At 30.7% G+C, this 20,542-nt stretch carries 21 protein-coding genes; 13 read left to right on the top strand and 8 right to left on the bottom strand.

Features of this window, described 5'->3' with window-relative positions:
- Positions 1–29 precede the first annotated feature (29 nt).
- From HY951_18870 to HY951_18835, 8 genes are all read right to left on the bottom strand, one after another.
- Positions 30–1,649, bottom strand: a complete 1,620-nt coding sequence (locus tag HY951_18870; GenBank protein ID MBI5542127.1) for a hypothetical protein — start codon at positions 1,647–1,649, stop codon at positions 30–32.
- Entirely contained in the window at positions 1,633–2,640 is a 1,008-nt protein-coding gene (locus HY951_18865) for a FecR family protein (protein ID MBI5542126.1), read from the bottom strand. The genes HY951_18870 and HY951_18865 overlap by 17 nt, the downstream gene beginning before the upstream one ends.
- 35 nt (positions 2,641–2,675) lie before the next feature.
- Complete coding sequence (locus tag HY951_18860) at positions 2,676–3,275, bottom strand: RNA polymerase sigma-70 factor (GenBank protein ID MBI5542125.1); 600 nt, start codon at positions 3,273–3,275, stop codon at positions 2,676–2,678.
- A 31-nt stretch (positions 3,276–3,306) separates the two neighbouring features.
- Positions 3,307–5,652, bottom strand: coding sequence for a TonB-dependent receptor (locus HY951_18855; GenBank protein MBI5542124.1), 2,346 nt, complete (start codon positions 5,650–5,652; stop codon positions 3,307–3,309).
- 230 nt (positions 5,653–5,882) lie between these two features.
- Positions 5,883–7,322, bottom strand: a complete 1,440-nt coding sequence (locus tag HY951_18850) for an alpha-amylase (protein ID MBI5542123.1) — start codon at positions 7,320–7,322, stop codon at positions 5,883–5,885.
- A gap of 5 nt (positions 7,323–7,327) precedes the next feature.
- Positions 7,328–8,617, bottom strand: coding sequence for a glycosyltransferase family 4 protein (locus HY951_18845; GenBank protein MBI5542122.1), 1,290 nt, complete (start codon positions 8,615–8,617; stop codon positions 7,328–7,330).
- A gap of 4 nt (positions 8,618–8,621) precedes the next feature.
- Positions 8,622–10,571, bottom strand: a complete 1,950-nt coding sequence (locus HY951_18840; GenBank protein MBI5542121.1) for a glycogen debranching enzyme family protein — start codon at positions 10,569–10,571, stop codon at positions 8,622–8,624.
- A gap of 145 nt (positions 10,572–10,716) precedes the next feature.
- Positions 10,717–11,694 (bottom strand): GSCFA domain-containing protein, encoded by a 978-nt coding sequence (locus tag HY951_18835; protein MBI5542120.1) that lies wholly within the window; start codon positions 11,692–11,694, stop codon positions 10,717–10,719.
- 115 nt (positions 11,695–11,809) lie between these two features.
- Between HY951_18835 and HY951_18830 the strand changes: the two genes are divergently transcribed.
- From HY951_18830 to HY951_18770, 13 genes are all read left to right on the top strand, one after another.
- On the top strand, positions 11,810–12,322 hold the full coding sequence (locus HY951_18830) for a thioredoxin family protein (GenBank protein MBI5542119.1): 513 nt from the start codon (positions 11,810–11,812) through the stop codon (positions 12,320–12,322).
- 5 nt (positions 12,323–12,327) lie between these two features.
- Positions 12,328–12,762 (top strand): hypothetical protein, encoded by a 435-nt coding sequence (locus HY951_18825; protein ID MBI5542118.1) that lies wholly within the window; start codon positions 12,328–12,330, stop codon positions 12,760–12,762.
- Between the two features lie 48 nt (positions 12,763–12,810).
- Positions 12,811–13,263, top strand: coding sequence for a hypothetical protein (locus HY951_18820; GenBank protein MBI5542117.1), 453 nt, complete (start codon positions 12,811–12,813; stop codon positions 13,261–13,263).
- A 74-nt stretch (positions 13,264–13,337) separates the two neighbouring features.
- On the top strand, positions 13,338–13,787 hold the full coding sequence (locus tag HY951_18815; GenBank protein ID MBI5542116.1) for an acyl-CoA thioesterase: 450 nt from the start codon (positions 13,338–13,340) through the stop codon (positions 13,785–13,787).
- A complete protein-coding gene (locus tag HY951_18810; protein MBI5542115.1) occupies positions 13,787–14,938 on the top strand; it encodes a beta-ketoacyl synthase in 1,152 nt (383 codons plus the stop codon). Before HY951_18815 ends, HY951_18810 begins: the two co-directional genes overlap by 1 nt.
- Positions 14,935–15,579, top strand: a complete 645-nt coding sequence (locus HY951_18805) for a 3-oxoacyl-ACP synthase (GenBank protein ID MBI5542114.1) — start codon at positions 14,935–14,937, stop codon at positions 15,577–15,579. Before HY951_18810 ends, HY951_18805 begins: the two co-directional genes overlap by 4 nt.
- 15 nt (positions 15,580–15,594) lie before the next feature.
- Positions 15,595–15,852, top strand: a complete 258-nt coding sequence (locus HY951_18800; GenBank protein ID MBI5542113.1) for an acyl carrier protein — start codon at positions 15,595–15,597, stop codon at positions 15,850–15,852.
- A complete protein-coding gene (locus HY951_18795) occupies positions 15,853–17,058 on the top strand; it encodes a beta-ketoacyl-[acyl-carrier-protein] synthase family protein (protein MBI5542112.1) in 1,206 nt (401 codons plus the stop codon).
- Between the two features lies 1 nt (position 17,059).
- On the top strand, positions 17,060–18,097 hold the full coding sequence (locus tag HY951_18790; GenBank protein ID MBI5542111.1) for a beta-ketoacyl synthase chain length factor: 1,038 nt from the start codon (positions 17,060–17,062) through the stop codon (positions 18,095–18,097).
- Between the two features lie 42 nt (positions 18,098–18,139).
- Entirely contained in the window at positions 18,140–18,913 is a 774-nt protein-coding gene (locus HY951_18785; GenBank protein ID MBI5542110.1) for a polysaccharide deacetylase family protein, read from the top strand.
- Complete coding sequence (locus HY951_18780) at positions 18,906–19,544, top strand: outer membrane lipoprotein carrier protein LolA (protein ID MBI5542109.1); 639 nt, start codon at positions 18,906–18,908, stop codon at positions 19,542–19,544. The genes HY951_18785 and HY951_18780 overlap by 8 nt, the downstream gene beginning before the upstream one ends.
- Positions 19,522–20,166 (top strand): hypothetical protein, encoded by a 645-nt coding sequence (locus tag HY951_18775; GenBank protein ID MBI5542108.1) that lies wholly within the window; start codon positions 19,522–19,524, stop codon positions 20,164–20,166. Before HY951_18780 ends, HY951_18775 begins: the two co-directional genes overlap by 23 nt.
- Entirely contained in the window at positions 20,141–20,539 is a 399-nt protein-coding gene (locus tag HY951_18770; GenBank protein MBI5542107.1) for a hypothetical protein, read from the top strand. The genes HY951_18775 and HY951_18770 overlap by 26 nt, the downstream gene beginning before the upstream one ends.
- The last annotated feature ends 3 nt before the right edge of the window (positions 20,540–20,542 follow it).

The following is a 20,542-nucleotide window of genomic DNA, read 5'->3' as shown; positions in this document are numbered from 1 at the left end:
TCGCAAGGCATGACTTTTTTATTTTCCGGCTAGCTTAAACGGTATTTTAATCCCAATGAGATTCCTGGCCAGTGTTGCAACCTTACACTTTTAAATGTTGTTGTAGAAATATAAGAATTGGTAATATTTGTAATATGATTTTGTAATTCTAAATCAATTATTTTGTCTGATGCAAATATATTATAGGAGATACCTGCAAACATGTCAAGTTTTTTATTAACTCTTATATTTAAATCAGCCTGAAGCTTTGTTTTCATGCAGAATTGAATCTCAAAAGCTTTTTTATAACTCATTTGAGTAAGGCTAAAATCATAATTTAAACTAAACTTCTTTTCTGGTTTTCTATAAAACCCGAAACCATATGTTAAGCCCCACATTTCTTTACTTGCTGAAAGCCCCCAGATATTATAAAACTTATGTGTTCCAATTCTGAAAGCAATATTTGGCATTAAAAGTTCATCTGTAAAGACACTTAGATTATAATAACCCTTCTTAACAACAGTCATAAAGCCGATGGAAACACCCGAGGAACTGTCTGCAATATTAATAATTCCAAATTGAAACCCTTTATTTATTTTTACAAAATTCACAGAGCCTATCTGAACTCCTTTAAGTGTATCTAGAATAATGTTACTAAAACAGGAGAATTGAATACCACCGACATTTCCTATGTTGCGGTTGAATACACCCGCCATTTGAACTCCATTAGTATTTCCTCCTGTAATATTTCCAAATCCGGAAATCTGAAATCCTTTAACATCATTTTTTGAAATATTTAACAACGTTCCTAATTCAACACCATTTACTCCGTTTGAATAGCCTGCAATTGCATTAAAAGAAATACGATTTACTATTGCACCACTTATTCTTCTATTAGTTCCAATATACGGAAGGATAGAAAATTGTCCGAATCTTTTTTCGTAGATATTTAAATTTTTAGCGTGTAAAAGCATTTCGTTTTTTACAAATCGTTTTACAATACGATAATCGTTAATATTTAATATAAAAATTGTGGAAGGTAATTTTGGCTGAAGTTTTTCAATGTTATTATTCTCCCTTAAATCTGGTTTTAGCGATACATTTATGGTTAAAGCGAGAGTTGATTTAATAAAGATTACTGTATCGTTAAAATTATTTTTACAGAACCCTAATCCGATTGTTTCGGTTTCAGGGGGAAAAGAGATTTTGTAGTAGCCATTGGAATCGCTTAATGCAGAAAAGTTTTTATTTAAATCATAAATTGTTGCATTCGGAATTTTGTCACCGGTAAGTGAATTTATAATAAAACCATTTATTGTGCACGTTGTAAAATTTCTTAAGTTGTTTTTTTTTAATATTATAATATGGTTTCCTAAACTTTTAAAAAAATAATTATTCCCTAAAAGGCTATTTAAAGATTTTGAAATGGTTTTATTTTTTAAAGTAATTGATATAATTGAATCTAGTGGAATAATATCCGAATTGTATGAAAAAATTATGCCAGTGTTTTTACTAATGTTATTAAGTGTTTTCTCGACAGTTTCATTTTTGATAATAAGGCTAATCTTTTTATCTAATGGATTTGTTTGAGCAAAAATAGTTTCCGACACAAAAAAAAGTATCAATATATAAATGCCAAAAACAATAAAATGTTTAATTACTTTCTCCATCAATCTCGTATGTGGAATTATTTTTTGAAACTTTTAAATTAAATGAAGCAGAGATAATATCAAGTATAGATTCTATGTTTTGATCTTTAAAAGTTGTAGATAAACGAAGTTTATTTAACTCTTTATTTTTTAATACAATATTTACATTATAGCTTTTTTGTAATATTTCAATAACCTCTGATAATTCAGCTTTGTCAAAAAATAATGTTTTTGTATACCAGAAAATATCATTTTCATTTGGAGAGTCTTCTTTATAAGCTTTTTTTGTTGTTAGGTCAAGGATTCCATTGTCCCCGGCAACTAAAGTAACTAAATTTGTGTCGTTTGAGTTTGAAGAAACACAAAACAATAAAACCTTTCCTGTTTTAACAAACACTTCTACTTTATTATTGTTGGTATTTACATTGAACGATGTTCCAACAACTTTTACGTTGGCGTCTTTATAATGAATAATAAATGGTTTTTCTTTGTTTGGTGAAATTTCAAAAAAGGCTTCACCGCTAAGGTTCACTTCACGCAGCTTGCTATCAAATTTCTCCGGGTAAGTTAATTTTGAATGTGAATTTATATTAATTATGCTACCATCAGAAAGTTGTTTTTGGATATTATTGTTAGTTGTTACAATATCAATTTGTTTTAATTCTTTATTTGAAAATAAATAAAATGAAATAATTGCTATAGCAGGGATAATTATTGCTGCTACTTTTAATAAAGTTTTAATAAATGGATTATTACTAGAAATAGCAATGTTTTCTTTGCTTTCAATTCTTGAGGATAATTTCTGCCATGCAGTATCAACGTCAACCTCAATTGGAGCAGGGTTTAATTTTCCGGTTTCACTCCAGAGATTTTTTAAATCATTAAAATAATCTTTGTTTTCAACAGAAGCATTAAGCCACACTTCTATTACTAGTGATTCCTCATTTGTAGTTTCTTTTTTTAAGTAAGAAATAATGAGTTCGTGTGTAATATTTTCTGGTAAACTGTTCATTTTATATAAGACAATTATTGAATCATTTTCCCCTATTAAGATTTTAAAAAATTATAAATAAAATTTATTGAAAGTAGAATTAGCATTGGCAAGTATTCTTTAAGTTCATTACGCATAAATTTTAAAGCACTACCCATTTGATTTTCTACAGTTTTTATCGAAATGTTCAGTTTTTCAGCAACTTCAATATATTTTAAATTTTCAAAACGTATCATTAAAAATATTTTTTTTCTTTCTGGTGGTAATTTATATATTGTTATTCTTATTTTATCATGCAATTCATTTGATTCTAAAATATCTATAAAGTCTTGCGAACTATTTTTGTTTTCAAAAAGAGTGCTTTCTATATGCTTTTGCTCGATGTTTTTATGTTTAATATAATTTAAACAACTATTATGAACTGATCTAAAAAGGTATGATTTTAATGATGTTTGAATTACTATTTTATTTTTATTTTGCCATATTTGGAAAAAGATTTCCTGAACTATTTCCTCACAATTATCAATATCTTTTACGAATTTATTTGCATAGGAGCACAATTGGTTATAATACGATTTGAAAATACTTTCAAAAGCAGTTTTATCGCCATTCTTAATTTTCTCAATCAGAATGTTTTCAGTAATTTGCAAAATCAAAAAAAATATGAATTACAAAGGTATGATTTTTTTAAAATTCTAATTTATAACTAATACTTGGCATAACTAATTTATCAACTTCTTTTTTTATCGAGTTACTCATTTTATCAAAGTAATAACCACTGAATTCTGCATATCCTAACACATTCATGTAGCTAAACGACCATATACTTGCGTGTTTTGCCTTGTTAATTCTATAGCTAAATGAAAACGAAAGTACCTGAGCTGGCTTTTTTCTTTCTGTAAATGCATTAGAAACATCTTCAACTATATATTTTGAATCATAAGTAGCTTCAATATTTAGTGGATTTAACCATTCTCCACCCATTAAACAGAATTTCCCATTAATGCTGAATATATTATTTTTATTCTTTCCGGTTTTCCACTCTTTTCCTCCTAAAACATTAAACACATAATTTCTGTTAAATCGTGAGTTTCGCTTTATGCCATCACCACCAATATATTTGGAGTCGAATATTGAAGCTGTTGCAAGGTAATAATAGCCATGATTTAAGAATCTTTCATATGTTATATCTAAACCAATGTTTTGTCCTTTACCTTTGTTTACCAGTGAGTCGTTAAAATACAAACCGTCTTCCATATTCTGTAATGAGTAATATGAATCGGGAATAACAGGTACGTTAAATAAATATTGAAAATATGGTTCAAATTTTATGTGCGAAAACTCATTTATTTTGAAATCATATGATAGTACAAAATGATGTGCCTTTGAAAAATCAAGTTTATTATTTGGCTCATTAATTCCGTATTGTGTACTTTGTTGTACTAAATAAAAGTTTAGCATTTCCATCTGGCTATGTAAACCATAAGATAAACTTAAAGTATGACGAGCATCTAAATTCCAGCTAATACTTGTTCTTGGCTCAAAAGAATAATGTTTGTTTAATGCAAAAAACTGACTGTGTAAGCCAAAAACAACATTTAGGTTTTGTGTAAAATTATACTTGGATTGTGAATATGCTTGAAATTGATAACTTTTTCCGTTTTCTTTAACTTTTGTTGACAATTCAGTTTCATTGTTATCAATGCTTTGAATATTAAAATTGTACTGTAATTTGTTAATAATAATGCCTGATTTATTTGTAAGTTTAGCATTAAATTTATGGTTAATAAAGCTTGATATTGTTTGCTTTTGCGTTAAATAATTTATTTTATTAGTTGGTAGCATATTCATTGTTTCAGTATAGCTATCCTGATTCATGCCAAGGCTTGTTCCTGTTATTGCAATTGTAGTATTTAAGTATGTTTTCTCTCCGAGAATAATTCTGTTATTAAGTCCTGCAGCTGTCATTAAAAGATCAATATTAAATTGTTGTTTATCCATATCAGATTCCCATTTCATCGAATCTTTTAATGCTTCTCTTGCCTGATAGTCCAAATAGCCAATACCCCATAATGAAAATGTTCCAAAACTTTTGGTTGGGAAATTCATCTTAAAACATAGGTCCTGATATTTTAACTTTCCCATTTCTTTAGGTAAAATGGGTGATAATAGATTTAATGTAGAATACCTGTAATTAAAAATATAAGATGCTTTTTTACCTTTTATAAAAGGACCTTCAGAAGAGATGTCAATTCCGATTAAGCCTATTTGCACGGTGTTTTCCCTTTTATCATTGTTGCCTGTTTTTAATTTTATATCAAAAACACCAGAAGTTGCATTACCATATTCTGCAGGAAATGCACCTGTGTAAAAATCGGAGTTAGCTAACATCTGACTACTTAAAGCTGTTATTGCACCTGCACCTATAGTCTGAATATTTGCAAAATGAGTTGGATTAGAAATTTCAATTCCTTCCATTCGCCACAATAAACCTTTTGGTGCATTTCCTCTGATAACAATTCCATTATTTCCCAAGCTACTGCTCACGCCTGCAAATGACGAAGCTAATCTGGCAGGATCATCAAAGCCACCGGCATATCTGCTGGCTTCTTCTACGCTAAGTTGTCGTGCGCTTACAGAAGCCATTGAATTCATGGTTTCACCTTTATTAGATTTTACAACAACTTCATTTAAATTATTTAGAATTTCACTTAACTCAAAATTTATAACAATTTCTTTACCTGATCCAACAAGTACTTCACTGGCTATAGACGGTTCATAACCGAGATAAACAGATTTAATATTATATCTGCCTATCGGAACATTTTTAATTACAAAGTTTCCATTCTCATTTGTAATTCCACCTAGTAATGGCTCGGTATTTAAGATTACAATTGTAGCGCCAGGTAAAGGTGTTTGAGATTCTTTATCAACAATTCTTCCTTTTATTGTTTGTGTAATGGTTTGTGCAATTAAATTATTAATACATATTATTAAAATAAATGCAATTAATGTTTTTGAAATTGTTTTCATATTCTCTGTATTACCCATTTATATTTTGCTTTTCATATAAATGACAATCGAGAATTATTTTACCCCTATTCCTATATAAATTATTTTATAAAACACTATGAAATTGTTGTCCCATGCTCTTTCAGATTTGTAATCCTGCCTTAAACATTATTTATTTCTGTAGAGACATATTATTAATATAAAAAAACAGTCATGCCGAAAGACATGACTGCATAATAATATAGTTAAGTTTATTTTTTTGAAACCGCCTTTTTAGTTTTAGACTTCGTTGCAGACTTTGGTTTAGCTTCAGCTTTTACTTTTGTTTTTACTTTTACTTTTTTTGAAACAGCAGCTTTTTTAACTGTTTTCTTTTTTGCAATTCTTTTTGGGTCCTGAACCATCTCTGGCATTAACAGTTCTGTTCCAGGTCTTATAATTGTAGAAGGTTTAAATATTGAAACAACTTTCTTTCTTTCAACAAATGGAGAAACAACTGCTGGTTCAGATATTTTGTTTAAGCGAATTTCGAAATCACTTAAAATATTCATGTAATTAATAAAGGCTTCGTAAGGTGTATCGTAAGGATTAAAATATTTATGTACGTCACCATCGCTAAACCACTTTGTACACTGGTAATAAAAATGGTCACTTGTTTGCAGGTATCGCCAATCACGAAGAAGATCCGGATCATCTACAAGCCTCATTCTGTCTGCAAGATTATAAAGATTGTCGAAAGCATCATCTTGTAGTTCATTACCTAGCCATGCAGTTAAATCTCTTTCTTCATCAGCCCAAGAGATAGGGTATGGAACGTGAATTGCTGAAACAGGGTCAAAATGATCTGCAACTTCAGAAGGGGTCATAAATTCAAAGTTTGAATTTGAGAAAACCTGCTTTGGCAAATGTCTCATAAATTCAAAAATTCCTGTCTCTGCCCATTGATGTTCGCCAAAAGTCTCGTAATCCATAAACAGATTAACCATTTCCTGTTTAGGGTCTATTTCATTAAGCCATTTAACATATTTCTCTGTTGTAAGGGGCCATTCACTCCAGCCTTTATTTGAAAAGCGGAATGCAATATCATCACTCATTCTGAAATTCTTTAAAAGAACTTTTAGTTTTGGATTAATGGCATTACAATATAAAAAGTTAGGTGATTTCCAACCTAAAACATGTTTTGCACCTTCTGTTAAAATTGCCTTGAAACCCATTTCGGCAGCCATTTCGCCAATTCCATCGCTGTATATAAGCTCGGTGTTACGAAATGAAGTTGGTTTTACTCCAAACAGTCTTTCTATTTTTTTACTGTGTAATGTTACCTGACTTACAAATTCTTCTTTGTTACGAAGAGCAGAAAGGCTATGTGAATATGTTTCTCCAAGTATTTCAACACAACCTGTAGAAACGAGTCTTTTAAAACTTTCAATAACTTCAGGACAGTACATTTCGAATTGGTCAAGAGCTGTTCCGGAAATGGAATAACTAATACGAAATCTGTTTCCGTATTCCTGAATCAGATCATACATAAGTTGATTTGTTGGCAAATAACATTTATCTGCCACTTTTCGCATAATGGTACGGTTTGCAAAGTCATCGTAGTAATGGTGATCGTTACCAATATCGAAAAAGCGATACCGGCGAAGTCTGAAAGGTTGGTGTACCTGAAAATAAAAACAAATGGTTCTCATTATAATTAGTTTAGAGTTCCTGCAACTGATTCATATACTTTTTTTACATTTCTGGCCGAGTTATCCCACTTTAAATTATCAACTTCTTCACGACCATGATTACGGAACATTTTTGAAAGTCCCTGATATTTTAACAAACCGTAAATAGCATCAGATAATGCATCAACATCCCAAAAATCAACTTTTACAGCATATTTTAAAACTTCTGCAACTCCGGATTGTTTAGAAATAATTACTGGTACACTTGATCTCATTGCTTCAAGTGGAGAAATTCCAAACGGCTCCGAAACTGATGGCATTACATAAACATCACTTATTGAAAATAATCTGTCAACATCTTCGCCTTTTAAGAAACCTGCAAACTGAAAACGGTTACTTATTCCGAGTTGACCAACACGGCGTATCATTCTGTAAAGCATATCTCCACTTCCTGCCATAACAAATCGTACGTTACTGTCTTTTTGAAGTACCATATTTGCTGCTTCAACAAAATAATCAGGTCCTTTTTGATATGTTATACGACCAAGGAAAGTAACTAATTTCTCTGGAAATCCTTTATTCTGAGTTATGTCATTACTCCCTAAATTTTCAACAGCATTATGTACTGTTACCACTTTATCAGGGTTTATTCCATAGCGTTCTATAACAATATTTCTTGTAAGGTGGCTTACAGTAATAACCCTGTCAGCAATTTCCATCCCCTTTTTTTCAATATCAAAAACATATTGATTCACATTTTCACCGCTTCTGTCGAATTCAGTTGCGTGAACATGAATAACCAATGGTTTACCGGAAGCTTTTTTAGCTGCAATTCCTGCGGGATAAGTTAACCAATCGTGTGCATGTATAACATCGTGCTGATTTTCTTTGGCTAAAACAGAAGCAACTAAAGCATATCTGCTAACTTCTTCGTATAAATCCTGTCCGTATTTACCGGAAAATTTATATTTTGCTCTGAAAATATTTTCACTGGAAGTAATGTTTTCAAGTTTGCTTTCCTGAATCATTCGTTTGAAATCCTGAGGAGTGACATATGGAATTAAGTTAGACCCAATTTCATAGTATTTAATATTTTTCCAGTATTCGTCATAGGAAAAATTTCTTTCATTAATTTCGACTTCACCTGCATCAAGAAGAAATGCTGAGCGATTATCTTCATCACCAAATAATCTTGGAACAACAAAAACAACATCAAGTCCGTGTTTGGCAAGCCCCTTAACGAGCCCGTAACAAGCTGTTCCAAGTCCGCCTGTAATATGCGGAGGAAACTCCCAACCAAACATTAACACTTTCATTTTCTTATTCCTCTTTAAACTGATCAATCATCATTTTTATTCTTAATAATTCTGCAACACTCCATGCTTGCGAAACTGTTCCATTTGGATGATGAGGTGGGTCGCCATCATAAATTTCGCTTATAGAGCCAATGCCATGAATTACCATATCTTCTTCAAATCCTTTATATATTTTTTCTATAAATCCAACTCCTGCGCTTCCGTGAATACGTAAATATCCCTCGGCAAAATGTCCTAACAACCAGGGCCAGACTGTTCCCTGATGGTAAGAACTGTCGCGGTGGTTCTGGTCTCCCTGATAAATTCCAACATAATTAGAATCTTTTGGAGAAAGTGTGCGTAATCCTTTTGGTGTTAACAATTCTTTCTTAACAATATCCAAAATAGATTTTTTAATTTCTTCGTCTTCAATAATACAATATGGTAAAGATGTTGCAAAAACCTGATTAGGTCTCATACTCCAGTCTTTATTATCATATTCGCAACAATCTGCCAGATAACCTTTGGATGAATCCCAGAATGTTTCTAAAAATGACTTTTGAATAAGCTCAGGTATTCCAATCCATTCAAGAACAAATTTTCTGTCTTGTGCTATTTTTGCTGCAGTTAAGCTAAACATTATAGCATTATACCATAATGCATTAATTTCAACTGCAAAGCCACGGCGTGGAGTAACTGGTTTTCCACCAACAACGGCATCCATCCATGTTAATGCAGATCCTGGCGCACCTTGCCACAAAAGACCATTTTCATGCATTTTAATATTAAAATCTGTTCCATTGCGGAACTCACAAAGTATCTTTTTAATTTTCTTGCCATATTCTTTCCAAACATGTTTATGGCAGCGGGAAAACTCGCAAAATTGTTGTAACGACCAAAAGAACCAAAGTGGAGCATCCACAGAATTAAAACAAGGATTATCTGCAGAGCCGGCATTTGGAAAAAATCCACCTTTTAACTCTGTCAGCATAGTGTCAATTACTGCTTTGCAGGTTTTTAAATCCCCTTGAGAAAGCGTAAGTCCAGGAAGAGAAATAAATGTATCTCTGCCCCAACGACCAAACCATGGAAAGCCGGCAATAACTTCAGTTCGCTTATTTCTATTTACTATAAATTGTTGAGCAGAATTAATAAGACAATTTTCAAAATTATCACGAGGAATTCTACCTGAAAGTTCTTTATTAAATTGTCTGTTTAGTGTTTGAGTTACAGCTGGACTTGTTCCTGCAGAAAAAACAATTGTTTCTCCTTTTTTTATAGGAACTTCGAAATAACCTGGAACATATAAATCTTCGTGAAAATCATAACCTCTGTTTTGTTCTTCAAGGTATTCTATATTATAATACCAGTGTGGAACAGGAACGTATTCAGGTTTTTTCGAAAATTGTAAGTGAAGTGAAGGATAGCCGGTATACATTTTTACTTTTACTCCATTCGGAACAGAAGTAAATTTTGTGTTAACATCAAGATTTGCCTTACTTAATGAATGTATATTCCTATATGCTAAAAAAGGTTTAAACATTAATTTTGTAGGAGAATGGGCATCAATCAAAGTATATCTGATTAGCATTCTTTCTTCATTTGTAACTAATAACATTTCCTTTTTAAGCACTACACCCCCAATTCGGTAAATAGTATTCATTACCGGATCAGTATCGAAATCGCGAATGTATTTATGTCCTTTAGGTTCGTATACACCGGGATATTTATGAATACCAAGATTAAAAGAAGCTCCATGTTGAATTACAGTTTCATCAAGTGATGAAAGTAAAACATGTGTTCCACCATCAATATGCTCTAGTGGACAGGCAAGCAATGCATGGTATTTTCTTGTGTTGCAGCCAACAATTGTAGTGAATGCGTATGAGCCAGCGCGATTTGATCTGAGAACTTCGCGTTTTAGCGAATATTCCAGATTTATTAGTTGTGTCTTATCAAATTTAATGTACCCCATAACTGCGTACCAATAAAATCGAGAAATAGTGTTTGTTAGTTTTTAAAAATCTTATAAACAATGTTGTTTTTAAAATTTTACAAAAATACGAAAAAATGTCCGTTTGTCAAGGTTAACAAATCATTAATCTTCAAAAAACAGCATTTTATTTACATTCAAAAAAATCTTTTTCTTGTTGAAAATTTAAAAATGCAAGCTTATTGCTTAATATACAGACTTTTGTGAAATAGGCAGATTTGAAGTTTTTATAATCATCAGTTTCTTTAAAAAACGGTTTATGTTGCATAGCACGTTTTAAATCTTCAATTTCTTTAATTAATTCAATGGTTTCGGTACTAAAGTAGGATTTGGAAAATATTTCCCAAATGTATTCTATTGCTTTTGATGATGGGTGAATCATATCATCTGCATAAAACCTGTAATCACGGAGTTCATCCATTAAAATTTCATACGCAGGAAAATAAAAAATATTTTCATTATTAATCTGAATGCTTTGTAATGCCGTAAAAAGTAATGATTTACTTACTGTATTTGCATGGTGTCCATCTTTTAGATGCCTGACCGGACTAACTGTAAATATTATCTTAATATTAGAGTTAATTCTTTTTAAAATATTAACTATTGAGTTTAAAGAATTAATAGTTTCTTCAATGCTTAAAAGCCTTCTTTTGAAATTAACTGCAGGTGTTTTATGACAATTCGAGACTATAATATTTTTTTCTGTAAACTCATATATCCATGAGGTTCCCAAAGTAATAATAACATAATCAGCTGTTTTTAAAAATTCATGAGAAAAAATAATATTGTCATTAATTGTTTTTAGAGTACAATTTAAATCAATATCACTAAACTTGCTATGGTGGTAAAAACTTTTCCATAAACCGTTTTCAAAAAAGAGATCTTCTTTTGTAAATAATCTTTTTTTCTCAAGAATATCAAAACTATTTTGAATTGAAACTGGGTTATAAATTACACCAAAAGGATTGCAGTTAATGTTGAATTTTGCCAGACTTAATTTATCTCCAATGTTTTCTGCAAAGCATGATCCTATTAATAGTATTTTATTTTTATGACTTATTTTTTCTACCAAAGGAGAAATTTCAACATGAGTTTGAAGTTTCATAAATTTTATTTTTTGTAAAAATAGGAAAATATGACTTTTAAATGAATATAAATTGTAAAGAGCAATTTGTTGGTTACTGAAAAAATTCTACTTTTGCTATACTAAACAAATAAAAATGAATGCAATTCTGATAATAGTGTTTATGGTTTTTTCTGTTTCAATTTTTGCTCAGGAATATAATCACAAACAAATGGATACAAAATCAAAAAGCGAAATTTTAATAGGATTATGTAATACAAAAGCATTTGCTGAGGCTCCTTTTTCTGAATGGTTTAATCGAGAAGCTGAAGATTATAAACCTGATTTGGATATTGTAAAGCAATTGAAACAATTTGCAGGGAAATATCAGGTTACTGTTGTCATGGCTACATGGTGTAGCGATAGTCGTCGCGAGGTTCCAAGGTTTTTTAAAGTTATGAATATGGTTGGATATTCACCAAATACAATTAAGATAATTAGCGTTGATTCTGATAAAATTGCAGGTGAATTAGATATTTCAGGACTTAAATTAGAAAAAGTGCCAACATTTGTAATAACAATTTCTGGTAAGGAAATAGGAAGAATTGTTGAAACACCCGAAAAAACAATTGAAACTGATTTATATAACATTTTAAAAAACAATAAATAAATTTTATGGAAGAGCAAGTAAAAAAATCAAATGCAGGTAAAATTCTTGGAATTATTTCATTTGTTATTGCAATAATTGCGCTTTTAGTTTCAGTTATTCCAATATTAGGAACTATTGGAATTTTTGTTGGGATACCTGCAATAATTTTATCTATAATTGCATTAATTATAGCAATCAAAGGAAAAGGGAAAAAAGGATTAATAATTACAGCATTAATTTTGTCATTTGTTGCAAATAGTGTTTCGGGATGGCAATTGTACTATGAAATGAATTCTATTTCAGAAATTGAAAACTCAATTAACTCGTTGGAAGAACTTAATAACATTGATACAAAATCATTAGAAGATGAGTTAAATGATGCAATGAACGAGTCACTTGACAGTATGGGTGGCGATGTTGATAAAATGCAACAGGGTCTTGACAGCGTGTCGGGAAAGTAGAATTTTTATCCAGAAAACAAAATCAGATTTTATACTTTAATTAATGTTATGAATAAGTATATTTTTTTAATTGTTATTGCTTTTACGTTTTCTTCGTGTGGTGGTAGAAAAGGTGTTGAGAAAATTGATGCAACTTACTCAAACGGCAAGCCAGCAAAAATAAGTTTTGTTGATACATCAAATGGGAAATCAGACACTTTAAGTAAGCTTGAGTATTATTCAAATGGCAATAAGAAATTTGAAGGTAGCTTAAAAGATAATGTGCGTGATGGTAAATGGACATATTGGTTCGAAAATGGAAAAGTATGGAGTGAAGGAACATTCAGAAATGGAAAAAGTGATGGAGTTTTTAATGTGTATAACGAAGATGGAACTAAGTATATGCAATCATGTTATAAAAATGGAATACCTGATGGTTGCTGGACTTTTTTCGATAAAAATAAGAAAAAGAAGGAAGTTTATTTTAAAGACGATAAGATTATTAAGCAAATAGATTTTTAATGTTGTGTTTTACATGTTAAAGAAATACTTTTTTATTCTTACAAATTTCTACTTTTGTTCTATAAATAAAAAAAATGTCAGTTATATCTAAAACAAAAATATTTGAAGTTGAGACAGAATTTCTTGTGAGATTTAGTGAGGTTGATTCTATGCGTGTAGTCTGGCATGGTAACTATTTAAAATATCTTGAAGACGGACGTGAAGCTTTTGGAAGAAAATATGGTTTAGGTTACATGGATTTTTTTGACAATGGTATGGTTACTCCATTGGTTTCTGTAGAATGCAAATTTAAACGTCCGCTTTTTTATGGTGATACAGGAATAATTTCTACAAGATATATTGATACCGATGCTGCAAAATTAGTTTTTGAGTACACAATTTATAACAAAAATACAAGAGAAGTTCTTTCTACTGCAAGAACTATTCAGGTTTTTTTAAATACCGACAGAGAATTACTTTTAACATTTCCCGAATTTTTTATTAACTGGAAAAAGAAAGTGGGATTGATTTCTAACAATATATAATGAAAGAGGCTTACTTCATTGCAGATAATATAATTTCTTCGTTAGGTTTTAATACTCTCGAAAACCTTACTGCAATTGAAAAACAAATTTCAGGAATTTTATTTATTGAAAAGAGTGATTTATCTTCCCAGCCATTTTATGCATCAGCCATAGATACAGAAAGATTAAATAATGAATTTAAGAAAATCTCAGATGGTGTTAGTTATACTAGATTTGAGAAATTGTGCATATTGTCAGTAACAGATGCATTAAAGAATACTGAAATTGATGTAAAATCAGATGATACACTTTTTATACTTTCTACAACAAAAGGTAATGTTGATTTATTAGATGGAAGTTGTTGCCCAGAGATTCCACGTAACAGATCATTCTTGTGGAATGCTGCACATCAGATTCAGAACTATTTTAAGTTTAAAAATACTCCAATTGTAGTTTCAAATGCATGTATATCCGGAGTTGTTGCAATTATAACTGCTGCCAGATTAATTGAGCAGGGGAAATATAAAAATATTATAGTTTGTGGTGCAGATATTTTAACCAACTTTGTTATTTCAGGCTTTCAGTCATTTCTTGCTTTAAGTGCATTGCCATGTAAACCATTTGATTTAAATCGTACAGGGTTAAGTTTGGGCGAGGGATGCGGAACTGTTATAATGTCAGATAAGCTATATAACAACGAGAATAATATTGTTTATTGCGGAGGCTCAGTTAGCAATGATGCAAATCATATTTCAGGTCCATCACGCACAGGCGAAGGTCTTTATATTGCAATGAAAAAAGCGATAGAACAATCAAAAAGTAAACTTAAAACGGAACCCGGATTTATTTCTGTTCATGGAACCGCAACACCGTTCAATGATGAAATGGAAGCTATAGCTTTTAACAGAATGCAGTTTTCTGAAATACCACTAGTCGGATTGAAAGGATATTTTGGACACACACTTGGTGCTGCTGGTATTATTGAATCAATAGCTGCAATACATTCAATTAAAACAGGAAAACTTCATGCAACAATTGGTTTTGAAAGCTCAGGAGTTACTGTTCCAGTAAATGTAAATTCAAAAACAACAGAAAAACAAATAGATTCCTGTTTAAAAGTAGCGTCGGGTTTTGGTGGGTGTAATGCAGCAGCAGTATTTTCAAGAAAATGAATGAGAAACTAGTCATATCAAAATTTTGTAAAATAATTAACAATAAAATATTTGTTAATGGTGAAATTGTTTTTAAATCAGAAAGCAGTTTAACTTTTTCTGAATTTATAAAAGAAGCATATAAAAGTAAAGAAATGGTTTATCCTAAATTTTTTAAAATGGATAACCTTTCAAAACTTGGAATAATTGCAACAGAGTTTTTAGCCGATGAATTAAAATCAGAAAATGTAAGTGGTGAAGAAATAGGTATAATAATAATGAATTCTGCTTCTTCACTTGATACTGATAAGAACTTTCAGAATACAATAATTGATAAGACAAATTATTTTCCAAGCCCTGCAGTATTTGTATATACATTACCAAATATTGTTATTGGAGAAATCTGCATTAAACACAAAATATTCGGGGAAACTGCTTTTTTTATTTCTCAGGAGTTTGATTCAGATTTTATCTATTCAATGATAAGCGATTTATTAATAAATCAGGGAATTAAGATTGTGTTAACCGGTTGGGTTGAGTTTCTCGATAATGAGTATAACGCTTCAGTATGTGTGGTAAAAAACATTGATAATTCAGCTGAGAATATAAACGGAATTATTAATTTTACAGTTGAGAATTTTAAAAAGACTATTTTAGATTAAGTAATATAAAGTATTATGGACGAATTAATTGAAAAACTTAAGGTAGAAATAATTGAAGCATTAAATCTTGAAGAAATAACACCTTCTGATATTGATGCAAATGCTCCTTTATTTATTGATGGTTTGGGGTTAGACTCAATCGATGCTTTAGAACTTATTGTGTTAATTGAAAAGAAATACGGTTATAAAATTCAAACCGCTGAAGAAGGAAAAACAGTTCTATATTCTGTAAAAACAATGGCAGAATTTATAACAAATCGCCAAAAATCATAAGTGGTAACCAGAATATTTATTACCGGAACAGGAGTAATTTCTTCTATTGGTAACAACGAGAAGGAAGTTTTCGACTGTGTTAAAACAGGTCGTTCAGGGATAGGCATTTCAAAATCTTTGCAATCTGTTTATCGCAATGAAATTCCGGTTGGTGAGGTAATTCTTAATAATAAAGAACTTTCTGATTTGGCTGGCATTGATAACAAATTGCCTAATTCGCGAACTGCATTGTTGGGTGTAATTGCAGCAAAAGAAGCTGTTGTTAATGCAGGCATTTCAAATATAAATGAATTTAAAACAGGACTTATTTCTTCAACATCAGTTGGTGGAATGGATAGAAGTGAGGTTTTTTATAAAGAATTCTATAAGGATAAAACAAAGGGGAGGCTTAAAGATATCGCTGCTCATGATTGTGGAGAAAGTACTCAAAAAATTGCAAGTGTACTTAAGTTAAATGGTTATTATACAACAATAAGCACAGCCTGCTCATCTGCTGCAAATGCTATTATGCTTGGTGCAAGGTTAATCCGCAATGGTTATGCAGACAGAATAATTGCTGGGGGTACAGATGCATTAAGTCTTTTTACAATTAACGGATTTAATTCATTATTAATTCTGGATCGAAGTTTTTGTCGTCCTTTTGATGAAACAAGAAGTGGTTTGAATATAGGAGAGGGAGCAGGATATGTTGTTTTAGAATCTGAAGACTGCCTTAAAAAGACAGGGAAAAAAGCAATGGCAGAACTAACCGGATATGGCAATGCATGTGATGCTTTCCACCAGACAGCCTCATCACCCGAAGGCGATGGCGCATATCTTGCAATTACAAAAGCTTTTTCATCAGGTGTGATTAAGCCCGAGATGATTGATTATATTAACGTGCACGGAACAGGAACTCCAAATAATGACTTGTCTGAAGGAATGGCATTACAAAAAGTTTTTAATAACAAGGTTCCGCATTTTAGTTCTACTAAATCCGCTACTGGTCATACGCTTGGTGCTTCTGGAGGAATTGAAGCTGTATTAAGTATAATGGCAATTAAAAATAAAATTATTTTTCCTTCTTTGAACTTTAAAGAGCAAATGAAGGAATTAACAATATGTCCTGTAAAGCAAATAATAGAAAATGCTCAGGTAAACCACGTACTGTCAAATTCATTTGGTTTTGGTGGTAACAATACTTCATTAATTTTTTCGGCAGTATAATATGGCAGTATATATTAAAGGCATAAACAGTATCTCTCCTGTCGGAAGTTTCGATAACATCGGGAATTTACCCGAAATTAAACTTACAGAGAACGGTAATAAGTATTATTCATGTATTGAGCCGACTGCATATAAAGAAATAATTAATCCTGTTCTTATTCGCCGTATGAGTCGTGCAATGAAAATAGGAATTGCCTCTGCATTATTTTGTTTAAAAGATGCAAAAGTTGAAATGCCTGATGCCATTATTACAGGAACAGGGTTAGGTTGTGTTGAGGATAGCGATAAATTTTTAGTTTCGTTGATTGAAAACGAAGAGAAAATGCTAAACCCAACTCCGTTTATACAATCAACTCATAACACTATTAGCTCACAAATTGCATTAATGCTTAAATGTCACGGATATAATAGTACCTATGCCGGACGTGGAGCTTGTTTTGAGACAGGAATATTAGATGCATTAATGTTAATTTCTGATAAAGAAGCTTCAACTGTTTTGGTAGGAGCATACGATGAATTGATTTTAAATCAGATTCAAATATTGTATAGGTTAGGTTTATTCAGAGATCATAACAAACCAAATAATATTTCAGGAAATATTCCCGGTGAAGGAGCTGCTTTTTTTGCATTATCAGATAAACCATCAGAAAACGATTATGCAAAATTAGTAGGAATGTCAATATTTAGCAGTGATAGTTCTTTAAAGGAAAATGTTTCTGAGTTTCTTAAAAAACAATCTATAGAATCCGACAAAATCAATTCTATATTGTTAGGAAATCTTAATCAAAATTACGAAGAAGAATATAAAGGAATATCCGACTTGTTTCCTTTGTCGAATATTTTATGGTTTAAACATTTGTGTGGAGAGTATATGACTTCTTCAGCTTTTGCTTTGTGGCTGGCAGCTAATGTAATAAAAACGCAGAAATTATCTGAAAATATTATTCTTAAGAAATCAAATTCTTTATCTCCCGAAAATATTTTAATAATTAATAATATTCCGGGAAATCAGGTGAGTGTGTTTTTATTGACAAAATAAACAGACAAACTAAATATAGCCTTAAAACAAGTTCATGATTTTATGATTAATTTTCCTAAATATAATATTCTGTTCTTTGTTTTAGCTGTTCCATTAGTTATTTCATCCTTTTTTATTTCATACTGGTGGCTTTGGATATTATTGTTTTTTATACTTTATACAATCGGACTTACTTTAGGTTCTATTAATGTACGATCTAATTTTTACATGAAAGTAATTTGCGAAGGTGATGAGAAATCAAATGCAATTGCATTAACTTTTGACGATGGTCCAAATGCTAACAATACACCAAAGGTTTTAGAGATACTTAAAAAACATAACATAAAAGCCTGCTTTTTTTGTATAGGAAAAAATATAGATGCAAATAATGAATTACTTGCTAAAATTCATAGCGATGGTCATATAATTGGAAATCACACACATTCACACTCATATGTATTTGATTTGTTTTCAACGAAAAAAATGAAAGCAGATTTGCAGGCTGCTAGTAATTCAATTTATAATGTAATAGAAAAGAGAACAAAACTTTTCAGACCCCCGTATGGAGTTACAAATCCAAATTTAGCCAGAGCTGTCAGAAATTTCGGCTTAATTTCTGTAGGGTGGTCATTACGTTCTTTAGATACTACGGCAAATGGTAATACAGATAAGATATTAAAAAGATTGGAAAATGTAAAAGCCGGAGATATCGTTCTTTTCCATGATAATATTTCAGAAATACCGGAAATATTAGAAAAATTTATAGAACTTGTGAAATCTAAAAATATTAATTTTATAGGATTAGATGATTTGTTAAAATGTAACGCATATGATTAGTAGAAATATATTCTTAGCCATTCTCACTTTTCTTTATATAAATGGTTTTTCGCAAACCGGTTTTGTTGCAATGAAAAATCCTGAAGCCTTTAAAGCAAAGCTTAAAGAGGTTTCTAAAATCACCAATTCAATTGAAAGTGATTTTACACAGTCAAAAAATTTAAGCATTTTAGCAAAACCAATTTCATCAAAAGGAAAATTCTGTTACAAGAAAGAAAATAAAGTTCGTTGGGAATATACTGAACCATATACTTATTTGATAGTAATACAAGGAACAAAAATCTTTATAAAAGACAAAAGCAATCAAAAGCAATACGATACACAGTCAAATAAAATGTTTCAGGAATTAAATAATTTTTTGGTTGGATGCATTAATGGTGATATTTTAAATAAAACCAGTGATTTTAAAATTGAATTTAAAGAGAGCGATAATCAGTATTATGTAATCTTAGTGCCTGTTGCAACAAAGATGAAACAGATGATAAATGAGATTCATATTTATTTCGACAGAAAGGATTATTCTGTAACAAAATTAAAAATGGTTGAGCAGGGGGGGGATAATACTATAATTGATTTCTTTAATAAAAAACTGAACGGAAATATTTCTGATGAGAAATTTAATTTTAATTAGTCTCGTTGTTATTTTATTAAACAGCTGTACGCTTTTATTGTTCGATTCACACAAAAAGCTGCAGAAAGCAAATCTTACTGTCAAAAATCTAAATTCATATTTTAATAATTCAGATAGTTCATATTTGTATCAAACCGAGATACGATTTATGAAAAATTATTACAGTGGATTAATGGTTATTAAACCCCAAAGTGATAGTATTACACGCGCAGTATTTGTTACAGAAATGGGTGTTAAAATTTTTGATTTTGAAGTTAGAAATCCTTTACTTTTTAAAAAGTTTTACAAAGTAAATTACATAATTGATCCCATGTCAAAGAAAGTGATAACAAATGCTCTGGCAAACGACATTGGGTTTTTATGCCAGAATGGAACTGTTAAATATGTAGATGCCTTTAGCGATAGCGATCGGGCGGTTTTTAGAATACGCAATAAATGTAAAAGGTATTTTTATCTGTATAACTCAAATGAGCAAAAATATTGTGAATTAAAAGTCAACTCAATATTGTTTAAAAAAGCTCAGGTAAATTTTTACGGAATAAATAATACTGCTCCTGATTCAATTAAAATTCAGCATTTCGGAGTTAATTTAAACTATGTTTTCAGAAAAATTAAACAATAATATGCTTACCGGAAAATTATTCAATATTTTAAAAGTAGTTAAAGCAGAAGAAGGCGAATACTGCATTAGTTTTAATTGTAATCCCGACCATAAAATATTTGAGGGACATTTTCCTGGTGAACCTATTTTACCTGGGGTATGTATGGTACAATTTGTTAGAGAAAGCCTGGAAAATGTTTTTAATAAAAAGATGAAATTGCAATCTTCAAAAACGGTTAAATTTGTACATATTATTGATCCTCGAAAACAAAAGGAACTGGTTCTTGAGATAAAAGCAAATTATACAGAAAGTGGTTTAATAGAAGCAAAAGCTGCAATTAAAAACGAAAATACTCAATTTTTTCAAATGCGGGGAAGTTGGACTGAATATTAAAAC

This window comes from Bacteroidia bacterium (genome assembly GCA_016218155.1).
Classification (GTDB): domain Bacteria; phylum Bacteroidota; class Bacteroidia; order Bacteroidales; family GWA2-32-17; genus GWA2-32-17.
The sequence above is the reverse complement of the archived record's forward strand: the minus strand, read 5'-3'. Positions and strand labels throughout refer to the sequence as shown.